Origin of the sequence: Terrihalobacillus insolitus, assembly GCF_028416575.1 — a bacterium.
In the GTDB taxonomy this organism is placed as follows: domain Bacteria; phylum Bacillota; class Bacilli; order Bacillales; family Amphibacillaceae; genus Terrihalobacillus; species Terrihalobacillus insolitus.
Genome location: NZ_JAMQKB010000010.1, coordinates 1 through 17094, shown reverse-complemented (window position 1 = coordinate 17094; position 17094 = coordinate 1). Strand labels below are relative to the sequence as shown.

The 17094-nt window shown below is 36.9% G+C and carries 12 protein-coding genes; all 12 read left to right on the top strand.

Annotated elements, in window-relative coordinates; all coding sequences use genetic code 11:
* The first annotated feature begins 128 nt into the window (after positions 1-128).
* A complete protein-coding gene (locus NC797_RS10885; RefSeq protein ID WP_272436811.1) occupies positions 129-533 on the top strand; it encodes a hypothetical protein in 405 nt (134 codons plus the stop codon).
* A 251-nt stretch (positions 534-784) separates the two neighbouring features.
* Positions 785-1372: a competence protein ComK gene (locus NC797_RS10880; RefSeq protein WP_272436810.1), complete on the top strand. Its 588-nt coding sequence runs from the start codon at positions 785-787 to the stop codon at positions 1370-1372.
* A gap of 302 nt (positions 1373-1674) precedes the next feature.
* On the top strand, positions 1675-2544 hold the full coding sequence (locus tag NC797_RS10875; protein WP_272436809.1) for an efflux RND transporter periplasmic adaptor subunit: 870 nt from the start codon (positions 1675-1677) through the stop codon (positions 2542-2544).
* Positions 2545-2547: 3 nt separating this feature from the next.
* Positions 2548-5613 carry an efflux RND transporter permease subunit gene (locus NC797_RS10870; protein WP_272436808.1) on the top strand — a complete coding sequence of 1022 codons (3066 nt, stop codon included), beginning with the start codon at positions 2548-2550 and terminating at the stop codon, positions 5611-5613.
* Positions 5614-5773: 160 nt separating this feature from the next.
* The gene (locus NC797_RS10865) at positions 5774-6970 is read left to right on the top strand and encodes a glycosyltransferase family 4 protein (protein WP_272436807.1); all 1197 of its coding nucleotides are present in this window, start codon (positions 5774-5776) and stop codon (positions 6968-6970) included.
* A gap of 16 nt (positions 6971-6986) precedes the next feature.
* Complete coding sequence (locus NC797_RS10860; RefSeq protein ID WP_417168708.1) at positions 6987-8273, top strand: glycosyltransferase; 1287 nt, start codon at positions 6987-6989, stop codon at positions 8271-8273.
* Between the two features lie 19 nt (positions 8274-8292).
* Complete coding sequence (locus tag NC797_RS10855) at positions 8293-9549, top strand: nucleotide sugar dehydrogenase (protein WP_272436806.1); 1257 nt, start codon at positions 8293-8295, stop codon at positions 9547-9549.
* 29 nt (positions 9550-9578) lie between these two features.
* The gene (locus NC797_RS10850; RefSeq protein ID WP_272436805.1) at positions 9579-10388 is read left to right on the top strand and encodes an ABC transporter permease; all 810 of its coding nucleotides are present in this window, start codon (positions 9579-9581) and stop codon (positions 10386-10388) included.
* Positions 10389-10402: 14 nt separating this feature from the next.
* The gene (locus tag NC797_RS10845; RefSeq protein ID WP_417168707.1) at positions 10403-11314 is read left to right on the top strand and encodes an ABC transporter ATP-binding protein; all 912 of its coding nucleotides are present in this window, start codon (positions 10403-10405) and stop codon (positions 11312-11314) included.
* Positions 11315-11354: 40 nt separating this feature from the next.
* Positions 11355-13472, top strand: coding sequence for a glycosyltransferase family protein (locus NC797_RS10840; RefSeq protein WP_272436804.1), 2118 nt, complete (start codon positions 11355-11357; stop codon positions 13470-13472).
* Positions 13473-13488: 16 nt separating this feature from the next.
* Positions 13489-15726 carry a glycosyltransferase gene (locus NC797_RS10835; protein WP_272436803.1) on the top strand — a complete coding sequence of 746 codons (2238 nt, stop codon included), beginning with the start codon at positions 13489-13491 and terminating at the stop codon, positions 15724-15726.
* A 155-nt stretch (positions 15727-15881) separates the two neighbouring features.
* Positions 15882-16769 carry a UTP--glucose-1-phosphate uridylyltransferase GalU gene (gene galU, locus NC797_RS10830; protein WP_272436802.1) on the top strand — a complete coding sequence of 296 codons (888 nt, stop codon included), beginning with the start codon at positions 15882-15884 and terminating at the stop codon, positions 16767-16769.
* The last annotated feature ends 325 nt before the right edge of the window (positions 16770-17094 follow it).

Here is a 17094-nt window from a genome sequence, read left to right as displayed (position 1 = left end):
CGGAAAAAGCGAATCAAAGAAAAATCAACCAAAGCATGAAACTCATTACTACTTGTAAAAAATCGAAACATTAATTGAAAAGTGGGAAAGATAAAACCGAATCAAGCAAATGAAGGAGGATACGCACAATGAATAAACATTGGTTAATCAAATTAGGTGCTCCAGCACTTGCACTATCTTTACTAACCGCATGTGGGAATGCTGAAGACCCACCACCAGAAGAAGATGATACACCAATTGATCAAGAGGAAGAGCCACTAGATGAAGAAGCACCTCTTGAAGATGAAGGTGGCAACAATGGTGATACAGGTGAAGATGGCGGTGCCACTGACGAAAACGGAACAAATGGTGAAAATGGTACAAATGGCGATAACGGTATGAATGATGAAGATGGCACAAATGGTGAAAACGGGACAAACGGCGGAACTGGCGATGAAGGAGATGCTGGAACAGAAGGCGAAGATGATGGAGACCTGTTAGAAAATGATGAAGATGGCGCTATAGACGAAGATAAGAATAAAGATGATGAATAAAGGTGACGAAAAGTAATCTAAGTAATCGTCGTTATCTCAATAACAAATGGAAGAGTCCTTTTGCGGGCTCTTCTTTTTAACACATATTGTCTAACCAAACTCCCCTCCCAGAAAGACGAAACTTTTGACTACTAGTTATCAAAATTGTAACAAAATGCATTAATTTGTAAAAATAAAGTGAAAAAAGGAAAGTTTTTGTAGTAAAATAAGAAAAGAGGTGTAAAACCAACATACACGATAGGAGGCACGCCATGCCGAAGCGAACAGTAAAAAACGATTACATATTGTCGAGAAATACATTAGCCATCATTACAAGAGACCACCAAGATTGTCGATCCCTCATCCTTGAACAATACTACCAAGAAATGAAATCATTAGATGCACCCGTTACCATTTTAAATCGTACATGTATCCTGTATGGCGCAGACTTTGAAGGTAGAAGAAAGTATGCACAACATATTCTGAAAACAGATAAAAAAATACCAGTATCAATCATCCCGCAGCATGGAGTATTTATGTTTCCAACAGCAGCAACAACGAATAGAAACTGTGTATGGTTGTCGTATTATAGAATCAGTAATTACCAAATGCATAACGATTTTCAGACATTAGTGACTTTTGATGAAGGAAGCCTCCTTATTGTGGACATTCCAGCGAAATCGTTTCAACGTCAGTATAACTTGACAGGTCAACTAGTCGCGCAATCTTTAAAAGGGATTGTGTTACCTGACTTTGGCACTTGTCCATTTTTGACCGTACAAAACAATCATTTTTACAATTCCGCAGTAATCGACCAAATAGACGAACGTAAAGAAAGAATACTTAAGCTACAACCTTAAAAACAAGAGGGGGGTTACTTTTAGAACCGATCCCCCTCTTTTTTAATTTGAGACGCTGTTATGCTAAAATGCGGAGTAGGCGATACCCAGCTCCAGTGCCCAGCATCTAGCTCACATTACATAGTAAAAAATTGAAGTGCCAAACGAAATCATGTATAGTAATCCCAGGATTGACAGTGACCTTTTCCGCATCAGAATGGTATCCGTACTGAGGCGAAAAGTGGTGAGAACGGTCAGACGAAGAAAGGATACATACGAAAACAATCACTAAATGAAAGGCCAGCGCGAGAGGAGCCAGAGCAATGAGAAAAGCAATAGCACTAATCCTATTCGTACTGCTGTTAACAGCATGCGTGCAGCAACAGGACAACGAACAAGCCGATCAAACAGAACAAAATACAAAAACACCTGTTGAGGTAACGACAATCCAACAAGGTGATTTAAAAGTTGAAAAAGATATTTACGCACAAACATTACCGAAAACGACTACTCCAGTTATGTCGCAAGCAGCAGGAGAGGTCACATCCCTAGAAGTAGCAAAAGGGGATCAAGTCGATGAAGGCGATCCGATTGCAGAAGTCCGTACTACAAATGGAAGAACGATCACCGTAAAAGCGCCATCAAGCGGTCAAGTCACAATGCTGCAAGCGCAAACAGGTGGAATGGTGTCCAATACAGAGCCAATGGCGACCATTGTTACACTGGATACAATCCTTTTAAACGCAACTGTTACCCCAGATAGTCGTGCCCTTTTTGACGAAACGGAGGAAGTCCCAGCGAACTTTGATTTGATGGACAAAACGTTCCGAGCAGATATCACATATGTTTCGGATGTTGCAAATGATACAGGACTTTTTCCTGTTGAGCTTGAAATCGAAAACGAATCGGAACAAATAAAGCCTGGTATGGTTGCTAGTCTCAAGCTCCCAGAAAAAGTAGTAGAAGACGCGCTTCTCATCCCTACAGAAGCATTGATAGAAGAAGACGAGGAAACATTTATCTATATTATAAAGCAAAATAAAGCGGTCAAAACAACCGTAACCACTGTCGAAATACAAACAGATGTTACTGCCATAACAGGAGCAGTCGCAAAGGGAGACACGATTGTGACGAAAGGGCAGCTAACCCTCCAAAACGGTAGCATGGTTCGCATTATGAAGGAGGAGAACTAAAGAATGAAATTAGTGAATACCTCCGTGAAACGACCTGTTGGCGTGATCATGATCGTCCTTGCAATCATTGCACTTGGTATTGTATCGTTACGCAATTTGGCGATTGACCTTTACCCAGAAATTGACCTGCCAATAGCAGTAGTATCAACAAGCTATCCAGAAGCGGCGCCAGAAGATGTCCAAAAGCTCGTCAGTCGGCCGATTGAATCAGCCGTTAGCTCAATCGAGGGGATCGATACCGTACAGTCGCAATCACAAGCTGGAACGTCTCTCGTAATTATGATGTTCAACAATGGCGTTAACATTGACACGGCCCTACTAGATGTTCGAGAAAAAGTAGATCAAGCAAAAGGCTTCCTCCCAGAAGGGGCAAATGAACCGAATGTATTAAAATTTGATCCACAGCAAATTCCAGTCATGTGGGTCGGTCTAACAGGTGACAATGCCGCAGCACTGCAAAATATCGCAGATGACCGCCTTGTTCCGTATTTCGAGCGACAAGGTGGTGTTGCTTCTGTCAGTGTTGAAGGCGGCAAAATACGAGAGGTTCAGATCGAACTTGATCGAGCAAAATTACTCCAATACGGTCTTAATTCTCAAGCCGTTATGCAGGCGTTAGCTGGATCCAATCAATCTGGATCTGCTGGCGTGATCGAAAAAGGAAACAAGGACCTGCAAATACGGATCGAAGGAAGTTTTGCAACGCTTGACGACATGAAACAAACGATTGTTCCAACACCATCTGGAGCACAGGTACTCGTGGAAGACGTTGGTAAAGTAAAAGACACGTTTCAAGAAGCGACATCTGAAACACTTGTCAACGGAAAGCCTGCAGTCGTGTTGTCCGTTTTAAAGAAAACCGACGGCAATACAGTAGATGTGGCAGACAATATGAATCAAGCGATAGAAGATGTACAGAATGACTTACCTGCAGGTGTTAACTTAGATGTCGTCCTGGACACGTCCACCTTCATTAAAATGTCGATCAGCACGGTTGTTCAAAACATGATCATCGGCGGAATATTTTCACTCCTCATTTTGTTGTTATTTTTAAAAAGTATCCGAGCAACGATCGTTATTGGACTATCGATTCCAATCGCAATCATTTCAACATTTACGTTAATGTATTTTACGGGCGAAACGCTAAATGTACTCACAATGGGTGGTCTCGCCCTCGGAATCGGGATGATGGTCGACAGTTCAATCGTTATTTTAGAAAATATCGTATCCTACAGGCAACGGGGATATTCGATCATCGAAGCGGCCAAACAAGGAGCTTCCGAACTTGCGCCAGCCGTAATCGCGTCGACAACGACAACACTTGTCGTTTTCCTGCCAATCGTTTTCGTGGAAGGAATCGCATCGGACCTGTTCACGCCGCTTGCTTTAACCGTGTCTTTTTCACTAATCGCATCACTCGTCGTCTCTGTCACATTAATTCCGATGCTTTCTTCTAAGTTATTAACAAAAGCAATGGAAGACAACGGGCGGCGCTATTGGTTTGATCGATTCATGGAAAAAGTGAACAAGGCCTACGAGTCGATCTTACGCAGCGTACTTCGTTTTAGAAAAACGACAATTTTAGCCACGATCGTAGCGATTGGTGGAAGTCTTGCCCTCATTCCAATGATTGGTACAGAGTTTATCCCTGAATCTGATCAAGGGCAAATACAAATCACAGTCCAAACGCCGACAGGAACATCACTGGAAGGAACAAAAGCAACTACCGACCAAGTGAACACGCTGCTACAAGAGTATCGCGATAGTATCGAAACAAATTATGTGAGCATCGGTGGTGGAGGCTATGATAGCCTATCATCATCCGCAAACGAAGCAACCTATACCATTCAGCTCGTCCCAAGTGATCAAAGGGAGAAAACGACAACAGAAGTAATGCAGGCAATCGATCGCGACTTAACCAATATCCCTGGGGCCGAAATAACAGTTAGTGTCATGGGTGCAGGAATTGGTACAGGTGATCCGATTCAGATTCAGCTAAACGGCCAAGACCAAGACGTGCTGAATGAACTAGCAGACCAAGTGGTATGGACTATATCAGACGTGAAAGGCGTCTACAATCCAGCATCATCTGTATCCGAAAGCCGCCCAGAGCTCACAATCGATGTAAACAGAGAAAAAGCAGCCCAATATGGCCTCAGCTATCAAGAAGTGATGAATCAAGTGCAAATGGGTTTTACTGGCCAAGTAGCAACACGTTATCAAGAAGGTGGCAATGAAATAGACGTCAAGCTGATATACCCGAAAGACGAACGGAGCACCATCAGCGACTTAGAAACGATGCAGATCCAAACACAAACAGGCACAATGCTGCCACTCGCATCGATTGCAACGTTCCAACAAGAACAAGGGCCAAGTACCCTATTGCGTGAAAATCAGCAGCCACAGCTAAATATTACAAGCGACATTGTTGACCGTGACCTTGGAAGTGTCACAAAAGATATTAAAACAAAATTAAATAACATGAACTTTCCAGAAGGATACAGCTACACCATCGGCGGCCAAGCACAGGACATGGCAAAATCCTTTTCAGACCTAGCAATTGCCCTAGTGTTCTCGATTTTCTTAGTATACGCCGTCATGGCAATTCAATTTGAGAATTTCCTATTCCCACTGGTCATCATGTTTTCCTTACCAGCAACCGTAGTAGGGATCTTACTCGGTTTATTCGTCACAGGCAAACCGTTAAGCATCCCAGCCTTCATCGGGGTCATCATGCTAGCGGGAATCGTCGTCAACAACGCCATCGTATTAGTCGATTACATCAACATCGTCCGACAACGCGGCAAAAGCCGTTACGAAGCCATATTAGAAGCAGGGCCAAGCAGACTACGCCCGATCTTCATGACAACCCTAACCACCATCTTAGGCATGGTCCCATTAGCACTAGGCCTAGGTGAAGGAGCAGAAGCCCAGCAGCCACTCGCGATTACGATCATATTTGGATTGGGGATTTCGAGTATTTTTACGCTGTTGCTGATTCCTGTGGTTTATACTTATTTTGATGATTTGTCAGGGAAGGTAGTGGGATGGGGGAAGAAGAAGGAATAGCATAAATCACTTAACCCTAAAGGGATTCAATCTCTTTAGGGTTTTTGTTTCCATAAAGTTCCACAAATAACGATTGATATTTAATATTGTTTATCGTAAAATGTAGAATTGTGATAAAATAAAGCTGTTGTTTATTTATCCTCAAGGTAGGAGCGTTATAATGACCAAAAAGGTTTTAATCATGACACAAAACTTTTATCCGGTAATCGGTAGTGCAGGAAACCGGATGAAAAATATATTTCAGTTATTGAATGACCAAAAAGGAATGGAAGTACACGTACTTACAACGGAACCAGCATATCCAAATAAATCAATGTATTCAAATGATGACTTATGGGATGATGAGGCAGTAAATAGAGAAACAGAAAAAATTAATCGAATACCAATAAAAAACAAAAGGTTTTCGAACCATATCTTTAGCAGGCTTTTTTTTTACGTTGAAATAATGTACCGTTTCTTTTTGAAACTATTTGAACTTAAGAAAAATAAGTATGACTATATATTGGTAAGTACGCCACCAATATTTATTGTTCTTTCAGCATTCATTGGTAGAAGACTATTTGGTGCAAAGCTAATCTTAGAGGTAAGAGATTTATGGCCAGATAGTTTGTTGGGAGTAAAGGCATTTGATCACCCTTTTATCATTCGTATTTTCCGATACTTAGAAAAAAAGATGTATCGTAACGCTGATTATATCGTTATAAATAGTAAAGGGTTTGAAGACCATATTGTTTCAAAATTAAACAAAAGAAAGCCAATTATATATTTACCAAATGGTCCAAGAATAAACGAACTTGTAAAGGATAAGGTGAAAAAGGAAGAGTTTAGTGTCATTTACGCTGGAAATCTTGGTCTCGCGCAAGATGTAAATCGCCTTAAATCCATTGCAATTTTACTCAATAATCATAACATTCGGTTTGACGTACTTGGATACGGGATTAAAACGAATGAATTTAAGACACTGCTTAGAGAAAATAAATTAAACAATGTTCATATACATGAGCCGACAACAAGGAAAAAGAGTTTAAATATCATAAAGAATAGTGATTTAGGTATAGCATTCCTGAATGATGAAGAGGTCTTTTCAACTGTTTTACCTGGAAAAATATTAGATTATATGACATGCCAAACACCGATAGTTGCAGGTGTAAAGGGTACCGCAGCAGATATGATTACCTCGAATAAAACAGGTTTTGTATTTGATTCCGACAGTATAGATGCAATGATAAATAAGATTCTAGAGTTAAAAAATGACAAACAGCAAGTAGACATGCTAGAAGAAAATTGTTATTACACCATTACGAATAGATTTGTTTGGGAAAATAATATAGATAAGTTGGTCGAAATAATAAAATGAAGAGGGAATAAAAATTATGAAGAGAGTCGGCATGTTTGTATGGAATCACTTTACAAATGACGCACGGGTGTTAAGAGAGTGTACGACACTATCACAGAATGGTTATGATGTTGAGTTAATATGCATTGATGATCCCAAGGACCCAACTATTAAGAAATATGAAGAGTATAATGAACATTTTAGGGTTCACAGAATGAAACGCTATCCGTCATTATTACTATTTATGCAAAAAGCATATCGTTTCACTTTAAGAAAAAAGTGGCCAATTATTCCATTGCTTTTACTGTGGGGATTACTCGTATATATACTCCCTTGGATTATTTTACCTCTCACAGTAATTGGTGGCGTATTGTTAAAAACAAAGGCTAGAGTAATATGGATTAGATCGGCTTTAATACTAAGAATGATCGTGAAAGGTTACAGGGGTAACTATGACATTTATCATTCCAATGATTTAAACACACTTCCACAAGGTTATATTAGCGCGAAATGGCGTTTTAAAAAGAAACCTTTAATATATGATTCGCACGAAGTTCAGACAAGTCGAACAGGGTACGATAGTCCTTGGTATGAGAAGTTCGAACGTTTTTTTATCAAGCGTATTGATCGCATGATGGTAGAAAACGATACAAGAGCCAAATTTAATGAAGATCTATACGGTTTTTATCCCTATGTTCTACACAACTATCCTTTTAAGCAGAAAGATGATCGGGAAAATGATAAAATCGATTTACACCAATTATTAGAACTTCCATCCGGTGAAAAGATTTTACTTTATCAAGGTGGTATCCAAACAGGAAGAGGTTTAGAGAAGCTCGTTGAGGCTTTCCCGCTGTTTAAGGAAGGGACGCTTGTTTTTATTGGCGATGGAAGAATAAAAGAGGAACTAATGCAAACAGTTAGTGAACGTGGATTAGAGAATAAAGTCAAGTTCCTGCCAAAGGTACCCTTAAAAGAACTACCTAAATACACAAGAAATGCTTATTTGGGATTCCAAGTTCTTAATAATGTATGCTTTAACCACTACTCGGCTTCATCTAACAAGCTGTTTGAATATATGATGAGTGAAGTTCCAGTTGTTGCATGTGCTTTCCCTGAAATTAAAAAGGTTGTAGAAGATAATCAAGTTGGCGTAACCGTTGATTCCCATGATCCTAAAGATATCGCGCGAGGAGTTAACTTTTTATTAGAGAATCCAAATAAACGTGACGAATACAGTAGGAATTGCATAGAAGCACGAAAAAGGTATAATTGGGAAGAAGAACAGGATAGTTTGTTAGAGGTTTATAAGCTATATAGCTAATAGAGAGGATGTAATATTCATGAAAATCTGTACTGTCGGATTAGGATATATCGGTCTACCAACTTCTATTATGTTTGCTAAATATGGAGTAGATGTAGTGGGTGTTGACGTTAAACAAGAGGTAATTGACTCATTAAATAATGGAAAGATCCATATAGAAGAACCAGGATTGCAAGAGGCACTAGATGAGGTTGTGACAACGGGGAAATTTAGAGCGGCATTACAACCAGAAAAGGCAGATACATTTATTATTGCAGTTCCAACGCCAAATAATGATGATGAACATAAATCATGTGATTTAACATACGTTTTGTCTGCACTTGAGAATATTATCCCGTTTTTGGAAAAGGGCAATACAGTTATTGTTGAGTCAACAATTGCTCCTAGAACGATGGATGATAGTGTCAAGCCAAGACTAGAAGAAGCAGGATTTAAAATTGGGGAAGATATTTTCTTAGTGCATTGCCCTGAAAGAGTACTTCCTGGACAAATCATGCATGAGTTGATTTATAATAACCGTATTGTTGGCGGAGTAACACCTGCATGTACTGAAAAAGGTGCAGAGGTTTATCAAACATTTGTGCAGGGTGAAATTATAAAAACACAAGCTAAAACAGCTGAAATGTCTAAACTTATGGAGAATACGTTTAGAGATGTGAATATTGCCTTGGCAAACGAATTGGCAAAGGTTTCAAACGAATTGGGAATCAATGCACTTGAAGTAATTGAAATGGCTAATAAGCATCCAAGAGTGAACCTTCACACACCTGGACCTGGTGTTGGTGGACACTGTCTAGCAGTTGATCCATACTTTATTATTGCTAAAGCACCCGAACAGGCAAAAATGATTAATTTAGCAAGAGAAATCAATACGGGAATGCCTGAATACGTTGTCGAGGTTGCTGAAAAGCTAATTGTACCAAATAACGGGAAAAAGATTACTGTCTTTGGTCTAACCTATAAAGGAAATGTTGATGATATAAGAGAAAGCCCGGCAATGAAAATCTATGAGGTATTGAGGTCTAAGGCTCAATATGAGGTTGTAGCATACGACCCACATGTTAAATTAGACTTTGTTGAAAAAGATCTAGAGAAAGCTTTAAAAGATTCTGACCTAGTATTGGTACTATCTGACCACAATGAATTCAAAGAATTAACAAGTGATTCATATAAACGAATGAATACCCCGCAGGTTTTTGACACAAAAAATATAGTTAAAAATTATACAGATGATATTAACTATATTAATTATGGGAACCTATACAAATACTTGTAATTAACTATAATTAAAAGAGGAATAAAAATATGCTATCAAAGGTTTGGCAAGTTTTACATGAACAAATTAGTCATTGGCATCTTATAGTTAGAATGTCAATATTTGAAACCAGAGGTATATACCAAGTACATTATTTAGGGACTCTATGGCAATTCATTAACCCTGCTATACAAGTAGGCATCTACTGGTTTGTGTTTGGCTTTGGTATTAGGGGGGGGCAACCTGTAGGGGATGTCCCTTTCTTTCTATGGCTTCTTATGGGGATCATTCCGTGGTTTTTTATTAGCCCCACAATGATACAAGGTTCTAATAGTATTTATCAAAAGGTAAGTATGGTTTCAAAAATGAACTTTCCTGTTAGTGTGTTACCATCCATTAAAATAGTTAGTAATAGCTTTCAATTCATCATTCTTATGGTATTGCTTTTTATCATTTTACTGGCATATGGGATAGAACCAACAATTTATCTTTTACAATTACCATATTATTTACTTAGCATGTATGTATTTCTATTCGCCTTTACATTACTTAGCTCCACTGTTTCTACTTTGGTAAGAGACTATCAAATGTTCTTGCAGTCCATGATGAGGATGTTGCTATATGTTTCGCCCATTTTGTGGGATCCTAGGAGTATTCCGATTGAAATTTTTGTTAACATCGTTAAGTTAAATCCTTTTTATTACATTATAGAAGGAATAAGAAGCTCATTACTTGGAACGGGTTGGTTTTTTGATGAACCAGTATTCCTGCTATATTTTTGGTCCTTAACGTTTACCTTACTTTTCTTGGGTGCGCAGCTTCATATGAAATTCCGAAAAAACTTTGTCGATTATTTATAAATGAGGTAATAAATATGAATGTTAAAGTCGAATTTAAAAATGTATGTAAATCATTCCCTTTAAATACAAAACAATCGGACAAATTATTAGATCTGTTTTCAATAAATAAAAAGAAAGAACGGAAAGTATTTAATGCTGTTAAGAATGTTTCGTTCAAAGTTTATGAAGGGGATACTGTTGGTATTGTAGGATTAAATGGTTCCGGCAAATCAACAGTATCTAATTTATTGGCTCAGGTAATACAACCATCAAGTGGAGAAATTAAGATTAACGGACAAACTTCATTAATAGCAATATCTGCTGGTCTAAATGCGAATTTAACAGGAATAGAAAATGTTGAGTTAAAATGTATGATGCATGGACTAACAAAAAAGCAGATAGAAGATGTAAAACCTGACATAATGGAATTTGCTGATATCGGAGATTATATTTATCAACCAGTAAAGAATTACTCTAGTGGAATGAAGTCTAGATTGGGTTTTGCTATATCTGTCCACACAGATCCAGACGTTTTAGTCATTGATGAAGCTTTATCAGTTGGTGATTCAACATTTACAGAACGTTGCTTAGACAAGATGGAGGAATTCAAAAAACTCGGGAAAACGATTTTCTTTATTAGTCACTCAGCTTCTCAGGTTAAGAAGTTTTGTGACAAAGTAATGTGGATGCACCACGGCAGCCTTAAGGAAATTGGTGAATCGGAACAAGTTATTGGCGAATATGAAGAATTCGTTAAGTCGTTTAATAAATTAACTGCAGCTGATAAGAAAAAACGGAAATCAGAAATGTTAAATGAACAGATTTCATTTGTTTCAAAAGAAAAGAATAAGGTCGAAGGTAAGAATTTAAAAGGGATTTTATTAAATACTCTATTATTAATTCCTGTTTTTGTTACCGGAATCTTAATGGTATTAGGTTATAGGTGATTTTTGGTTCAATTTTTTAGAATTGAGGTGGGAATAGGGTATGAACGATTCAAATGACATTAAAAGTTTAAAAAATGATATTGAGGCATTGCAAAAAGAATTAAATAAAATGCAATTAGTCGAATCTTTTAAAGCACTACAAGAAAGAGAAGATAGGATTATTGAATTATTTGAAGACCAAGAGGAATTAAGGGAAGAGATAAAGAGCCTTCAGCTACAAAAACTCACAATAACAGACAAGATTAGGGATTATGAGAAAATTGTTAATAAAGCAATTGCTGATCGTGAGAAAGTTATTGTCAAACTACAAAAGCGTGTAACCGTCCTTGAGCAATCATTACTCCATTATGTAACTAAGAGACTTAAAATGGGTCTTAAGAGTCCCCTTACACTCCCTTTAGAAATAGTAAGGTCTAGTAGAGCAGTAGTTGGTGCCTTTGTAAGAAAAGTTACGCGCAAGAAGAAAAAATACAACCTAAGAAAGGTACCTATTAATTTGAACGTAAAACCTAAATCATTATTAGAGACTATAGAAACAAATAAGTATGATAAAGAAATAAATGATCTGTTACTGATGGGTCTGTTCAATAGCCCTAAAAACCTAAAAGACCTTAGGGTTGCCAGTATTTTAGATGAATTTTCCTACGAATCGTTCAAATACGATAGTGAATTAATTACTTTTGCACCTCATAACTGGTACGAAGTATTAAAAACCAAACTACCACATTTGCTCTTAGTGGAATCTGCTTGGAAGGGAAATAGTGGTTCTTGGCAGTATAAGATAGCCAAATATAATATTGAACAGGGTAATGAGTTAGATGAATTGTTGGCCTGGTGTAAGGAACACAATATTCCAACCGTTTTTTGGAATAAAGAAGATCCAATTCACTTTGACAAGTTTATTGATACTGCGAGTAAGTTTGATATTATTTTCACCTCTGATGAGAACTGCGTGGATAAGTATCAAGATGTTGTTGGACATAATCGTGTATATCCACTTCCTTTTGCAGCACAGCCGAGACTTCATAATCCAGTAAAAATAAAAGGTTATAAGGATCATAATGTTTGTTTTGCAGGATCTTATTATGCGAATAGGCATGAATCAAGAAAATTAGAGCAAGAAATGCTTCTAGACGTGGCCAAGGATTATGGATTAGTTATCTATGATAGAAACTACTCCTCGAATAGTAAAAATGAGCACATGAAATTCCCAGATAGATTTCAAACTTCTATTCGTGGATCACTTCCTTATGATGAGCTGGTAAGAGCATACAAAGAGTATAAAGTATTCCTTAACGTAAATTCGGTAAGAGATTCTAAAACGATGTTCTCTAGAAGGGTATTTGAGCTATTAGCGTCTGGAACGTCTGTTGTTAGTACCAAATCAGAAGGAGTTAGCCATTTGTTTTCCGACGTCGTATACGTAGTGGAAAGTGAAGAGGAAACTAGGACTGCTATTGGAAATATCTTAGATGATTCAAGTAAGAATGGCATTATAAATGAATGGAACGGGATAAGGAAGGTATTTAGTGAGCATACCTATGCTCACAGACTACAAACGATTGCTCAAAAAAGTGGTTTTGATATAAAAACCCCAAATGATGTGACGGTAACAGTTATTGGCTACGCAAATACGGAAGATGATGCAAGTGCTGTTATATCCTCCTTTACCAAACAAAATTATAAGAACAAAAAATTGGTACTCATCGTTAATGAAGGAATCGAAATAGACAGCAATGTCCCCTACCTAGTAATATCAGATAATACAAATGAGGCATTAAATATAGAATCAACACTTGTAGAAAGAGATATTTCCTATGATTACATAGGTATTATGGATGGAAAAGCCTACTATGGAGACTATTTCTTGACCGATATTGTTCATGCGTTTCTATACACGGACGCTGATGTTATTGGTAAGTCTTTAGATGAAACAAAAGAGAATGTTTACGTAACTGATTTGAAACCATCATCATATATAGTTAAAAGTAAAGTGTTTAAGGAACATAATATTAAACTGACTGAGTTAATCAGCGATCATAATATCTTATCTGATCACTTACCATTTGGTCTAAGGTTATATAGTGTTAACAAGTATAATTTCTCCTCCAATGTAAATGGATTGTCGGATACTGAAATAAAACAATTGACTATATAGAAGGGAGGTTAAATAATTGCTTACCGATAGGACAGTAGAACCATTAATATATGCCGATGTGGATCTAAATTTTATAGACGGGTCAGCAGTTTGGGTAACTTCAATAGTCGAGACATTGTCACAAAACGAAAATATCAAACCCACGTTATTACTTAAAAGTCCTAATAAAAGAGGTATCCTGTTAAACCAACTTATTGAAAAGGAAAATGTGAATATAATTGATCCATGGGATGAAGAAAATAGAAAGAAGTTCTCACATTTATTCAATAAGGAGCAAAAAGGTCAACGTCTCCAACCTGAGGAAGCTTGTAAAATAGTTGACCTTTTGGACCAAGAAAACAACTATGACTTTTTCGTAGTTCGAGGCTATAAGTTATCTCAATTAATCTCACAAAACTATACTTTCTCATACCGCACATGGTTTTACTTAACTGATTTCCCGCAGGATACAGAATCGCTAACAGATAAGGATATCAGAAACCTAAAAATAATATATAAGAATAGCTCTTGCTTGGCATGTCAAACACCTGTTCTTGTTAATTATTTTAAAGATTTACTACAAGAGGAGTTTATTGAGGAAGAAAAATTTGTTTATTTGCCTCCTATGATCCCAAATATAACTGAACACAATTACAGCTTTTCAAATAAAAATAATCGATTAATTTATGCTGGAAAGTTTGCTCCGTATTGGAAAATTCCTGATATGTTTTTGTTATTTAATGAGATAAGAAATGATCAGTTGGAATTTGTGGTTATAGGTGATAAGTTCCACAACTTTCCTTATACGGAAAATTACCCAGATAAGGTGACGGACATACTAAATGGCTCAAATCGCATTAAATGGAAGAAGGCGCTTCATAGAAATGAAGTTCAAGAAGAAATACAGAAAAGTGATTTAGGTATTTCTTGGAGAGATAAGGAGCTAGATGATAGTAAAGAGATTTCAACAAAAGTGTTGGAGTATGGTTTACACGGAAAACCAGTAATCATGAATAGGAACAAACTTCATGAAGATGTTTTTGGAGTTGAGTACCCACTTTTTGCAAACTCAGAGGAAGAATTTAAAGAGAAAGTAGAAGCGGCTTTTAGTAATCCTGAAGTTTATAAACAAGCAGCTGAAAAAGTGTTTGAAGTAAGTCAGCGCCATACGTTTCAAAGTGTTAGTAAGTATTTGGAACCAACGATTAGAGAAAAGATTTCGCAAAACGAAAAACATAAAAATATGCAAACTCGAGTATTTGATAAAACAAATATTGTGTTTGCAGGACATGACCTGAAGTTTGCTAAAATACTTATCGATTACTTTGACTCCTCAGAGGATTTCAATGTAAAAATGGATCAGTGGAACGGCCATAATACACATGATGAACAATATAGTAAAGACTGTCTAGCGTGGGCGGATGTTATAGTGGCCGAATGGGGACTAGGAAATGCTGTTTGGTATTCAAACAATAAAAACGATGATCAAACAATGATTGTTCGAATGCATTTACAAGAAAAAGACACTGATTATCCTAAAGAAGTTAAGTGGGATGCAGTTGCCAAAATAGTGTTTATAGCACCTAAATTAAAGGAAGAAATGCTTGATACGTTTGAGTTCTTAGATGAAGATAAAACAAAAATTATTTATAATCTTGTGGATACAAATAGATTAAGCAAGCCTAATTTACCAAATTCAAGATTTAATATTGGAATTCAAGGAATTGTCCCAAGTCGTAAAAGATTAGACATTGCAATAGATATCTTTAAAGAACTATGGAAGAAAGATCACAGATATACATTATTTATTAAAGGTAAATTACCTAATGAATACAAATGGTTATGGGCACGTGATGAAGAAAAGAACTACTATTTAAAAACTTTCCATGAAATGAATACATCAGAGTTTGGAAATGCGATTGTGTATGAAGGATGGGGAGACGTTAGTGAATGGTATCCGAAGCTAGGGTTTGTTTTATCTGTGAGTGATTTTGAAAGCTTTCATCTGTCCGTTGCAGAAGGGATGGCTTCCCGAACTGTTCCCGTAATCAGGAATTGGAGTGGGGCAACAGAGTTATATCCAGATAAATACATCTTTACGGATGTACAAGAGGCTATATCATTGATACAATCCTATGAAAAAACTACAGACGAAGATTTTGATATAGAAACCAATGAATTAAGAGACTTTATTGTAAAGTATTATGATAAGGATGTCATCTGCAAGCAGTGGCAATCACTAATTAATAAACTAACGAGGGAGAGAAAGACCTAAAGAAACGGGTCTTTTCTTTTTAGGTAACACTTTATAGAATGGCGTGGAGTTTTCCCTATTTATGGGAGACGTTGAAAAATGCCTTCCTTTGTTAGATAATATAGTAGAGATTTAGCGTAGGTTGCATAATTATAAAAATTGTGAGGTGGAATACAGTGGGAAAAGTGAAAAAGGCAATTATCCCAGCTGCGGGTTTAGGTACAAGGTTTTTGCCCGCAACAAAAGCAATGCCAAAAGAAATGCTACCAATTGTTGATAAACCCACCATTCAATATATAGTAGAAGAAGCTATTGAGTCTGGTATAGAGGATATTATAATTGTAACGGGAAAAGGTAAGAGAGCAATTGAAGATCATTTTGATAACGCATTTGAATTAGAAGATAATTTAGTAAGGAAGGAAAAGTTTGAGTTACTAGAGAAGGTAAAACAGTCTTCTAAGGTAGATATACATTACATTAGACAAAAAGAACCGCGTGGATTAGGGCATGCAGTATGGTGTGCAAGAAAATTTATCGGAAACGAACCATTTGCAGTCCTACTCGGTGATGATATTGTTGAGTCTGACACACCATGCTTAAAACAAATGATTATTCAATTTAACCAAACCGAATCATCTGTTATTGGAGTGCAGACCGTCCCACAGAGTGAGGCAAATCGTTACGGGATTATTGACCCTGCAAGTCAAGATGGACGTCTCTATCAGGTAAGACACTTTGTAGAAAAACCTCCTGTGGAGAAGGCACCTTCCAATTTAGCTATTATGGGGAGATATATTCTAACACCTGAAATATTTAATTATTTAGCCGATCAGGAAACAGGTGCCGGTGGAGAGATTCAATTGACTGATGCGATTGAAAAACTTAACAGTACACAAAAGGTGTTTGCATATAACTTTGAAGGAACAAGATATGATGTTGGAGAAAAAATAGGTTTTGTTAAAACGAATATTGAAATGGCAGTAAAAAGAGAAGATTTAAAAGAAGAATTATTAATTTTCCTATCGGATCTATTAGAGAAGAATATGAATAGGCAAAATAGATAACAGAGTTTTTTAGTCATAATCTGCGATGGTGACCCTTAGCACCAAAAAAATAGAAAGGAAAAAGCTGCCTTTATGGCAGCTTTTTTTTACAAAAATCGGATTGAATTTCATAATTAAACAATATATACTTAAATACGTAAATATTACTATAAGAAAGGAGTAATAAATGACTAGAATTCGACAAAAAAGCTTTCGTTTCAGCACTGAAGAGTAAAAAATTTTTCGAGATAATTTGATAAAATACCAACCCTAAATATGCTAAAAATGGTAAAATTGAGTGTAATAAATGCTGATAAATGGCGTATTTTAGGGGGGAATGAAAATT

Bases quoted from the DNA above. Each gene is read 5' to 3' on its own strand.
- NC797_RS10870 (WP_272436808.1), top strand. From the start codon at position 2,548: ATGAAATTAGTGAATACCTCCGTGAAACGACCTGTTGGCGTGATCATG.
- NC797_RS10845 (WP_417168707.1), top strand. From the start codon at position 10,403: ATGAATGTTAAAGTCGAATTTAAAAATGTATGTAAATCATTCCCTTTA.
- NC797_RS10840 (WP_272436804.1), top strand. From the start codon at position 11,355: ATGAACGATTCAAATGACATTAAAAGTTTAAAAAATGATATTGAGGCA.
- NC797_RS10860 (WP_417168708.1), top strand. From the start codon at position 6,987: ATGAAGAGAGTCGGCATGTTTGTATGGAATCACTTTACAAATGACGCA.
- NC797_RS10880 (WP_272436810.1), top strand. From the start codon at position 785: ATGCCGAAGCGAACAGTAAAAAACGATTACATATTGTCGAGAAATACA.
- NC797_RS10855 (WP_272436806.1), top strand. From the start codon at position 8,293: ATGAAAATCTGTACTGTCGGATTAGGATATATCGGTCTACCAACTTCT.
- NC797_RS10875 (WP_272436809.1), top strand. From the start codon at position 1,675: ATGAGAAAAGCAATAGCACTAATCCTATTCGTACTGCTGTTAACAGCA.
- NC797_RS10865 (WP_272436807.1), top strand. From the start codon at position 5,774: ATGACCAAAAAGGTTTTAATCATGACACAAAACTTTTATCCGGTAATC.
- NC797_RS10850 (WP_272436805.1), top strand. From the start codon at position 9,579: ATGCTATCAAAGGTTTGGCAAGTTTTACATGAACAAATTAGTCATTGG.
- NC797_RS10885 (WP_272436811.1), top strand. From the start codon at position 129: ATGAATAAACATTGGTTAATCAAATTAGGTGCTCCAGCACTTGCACTA.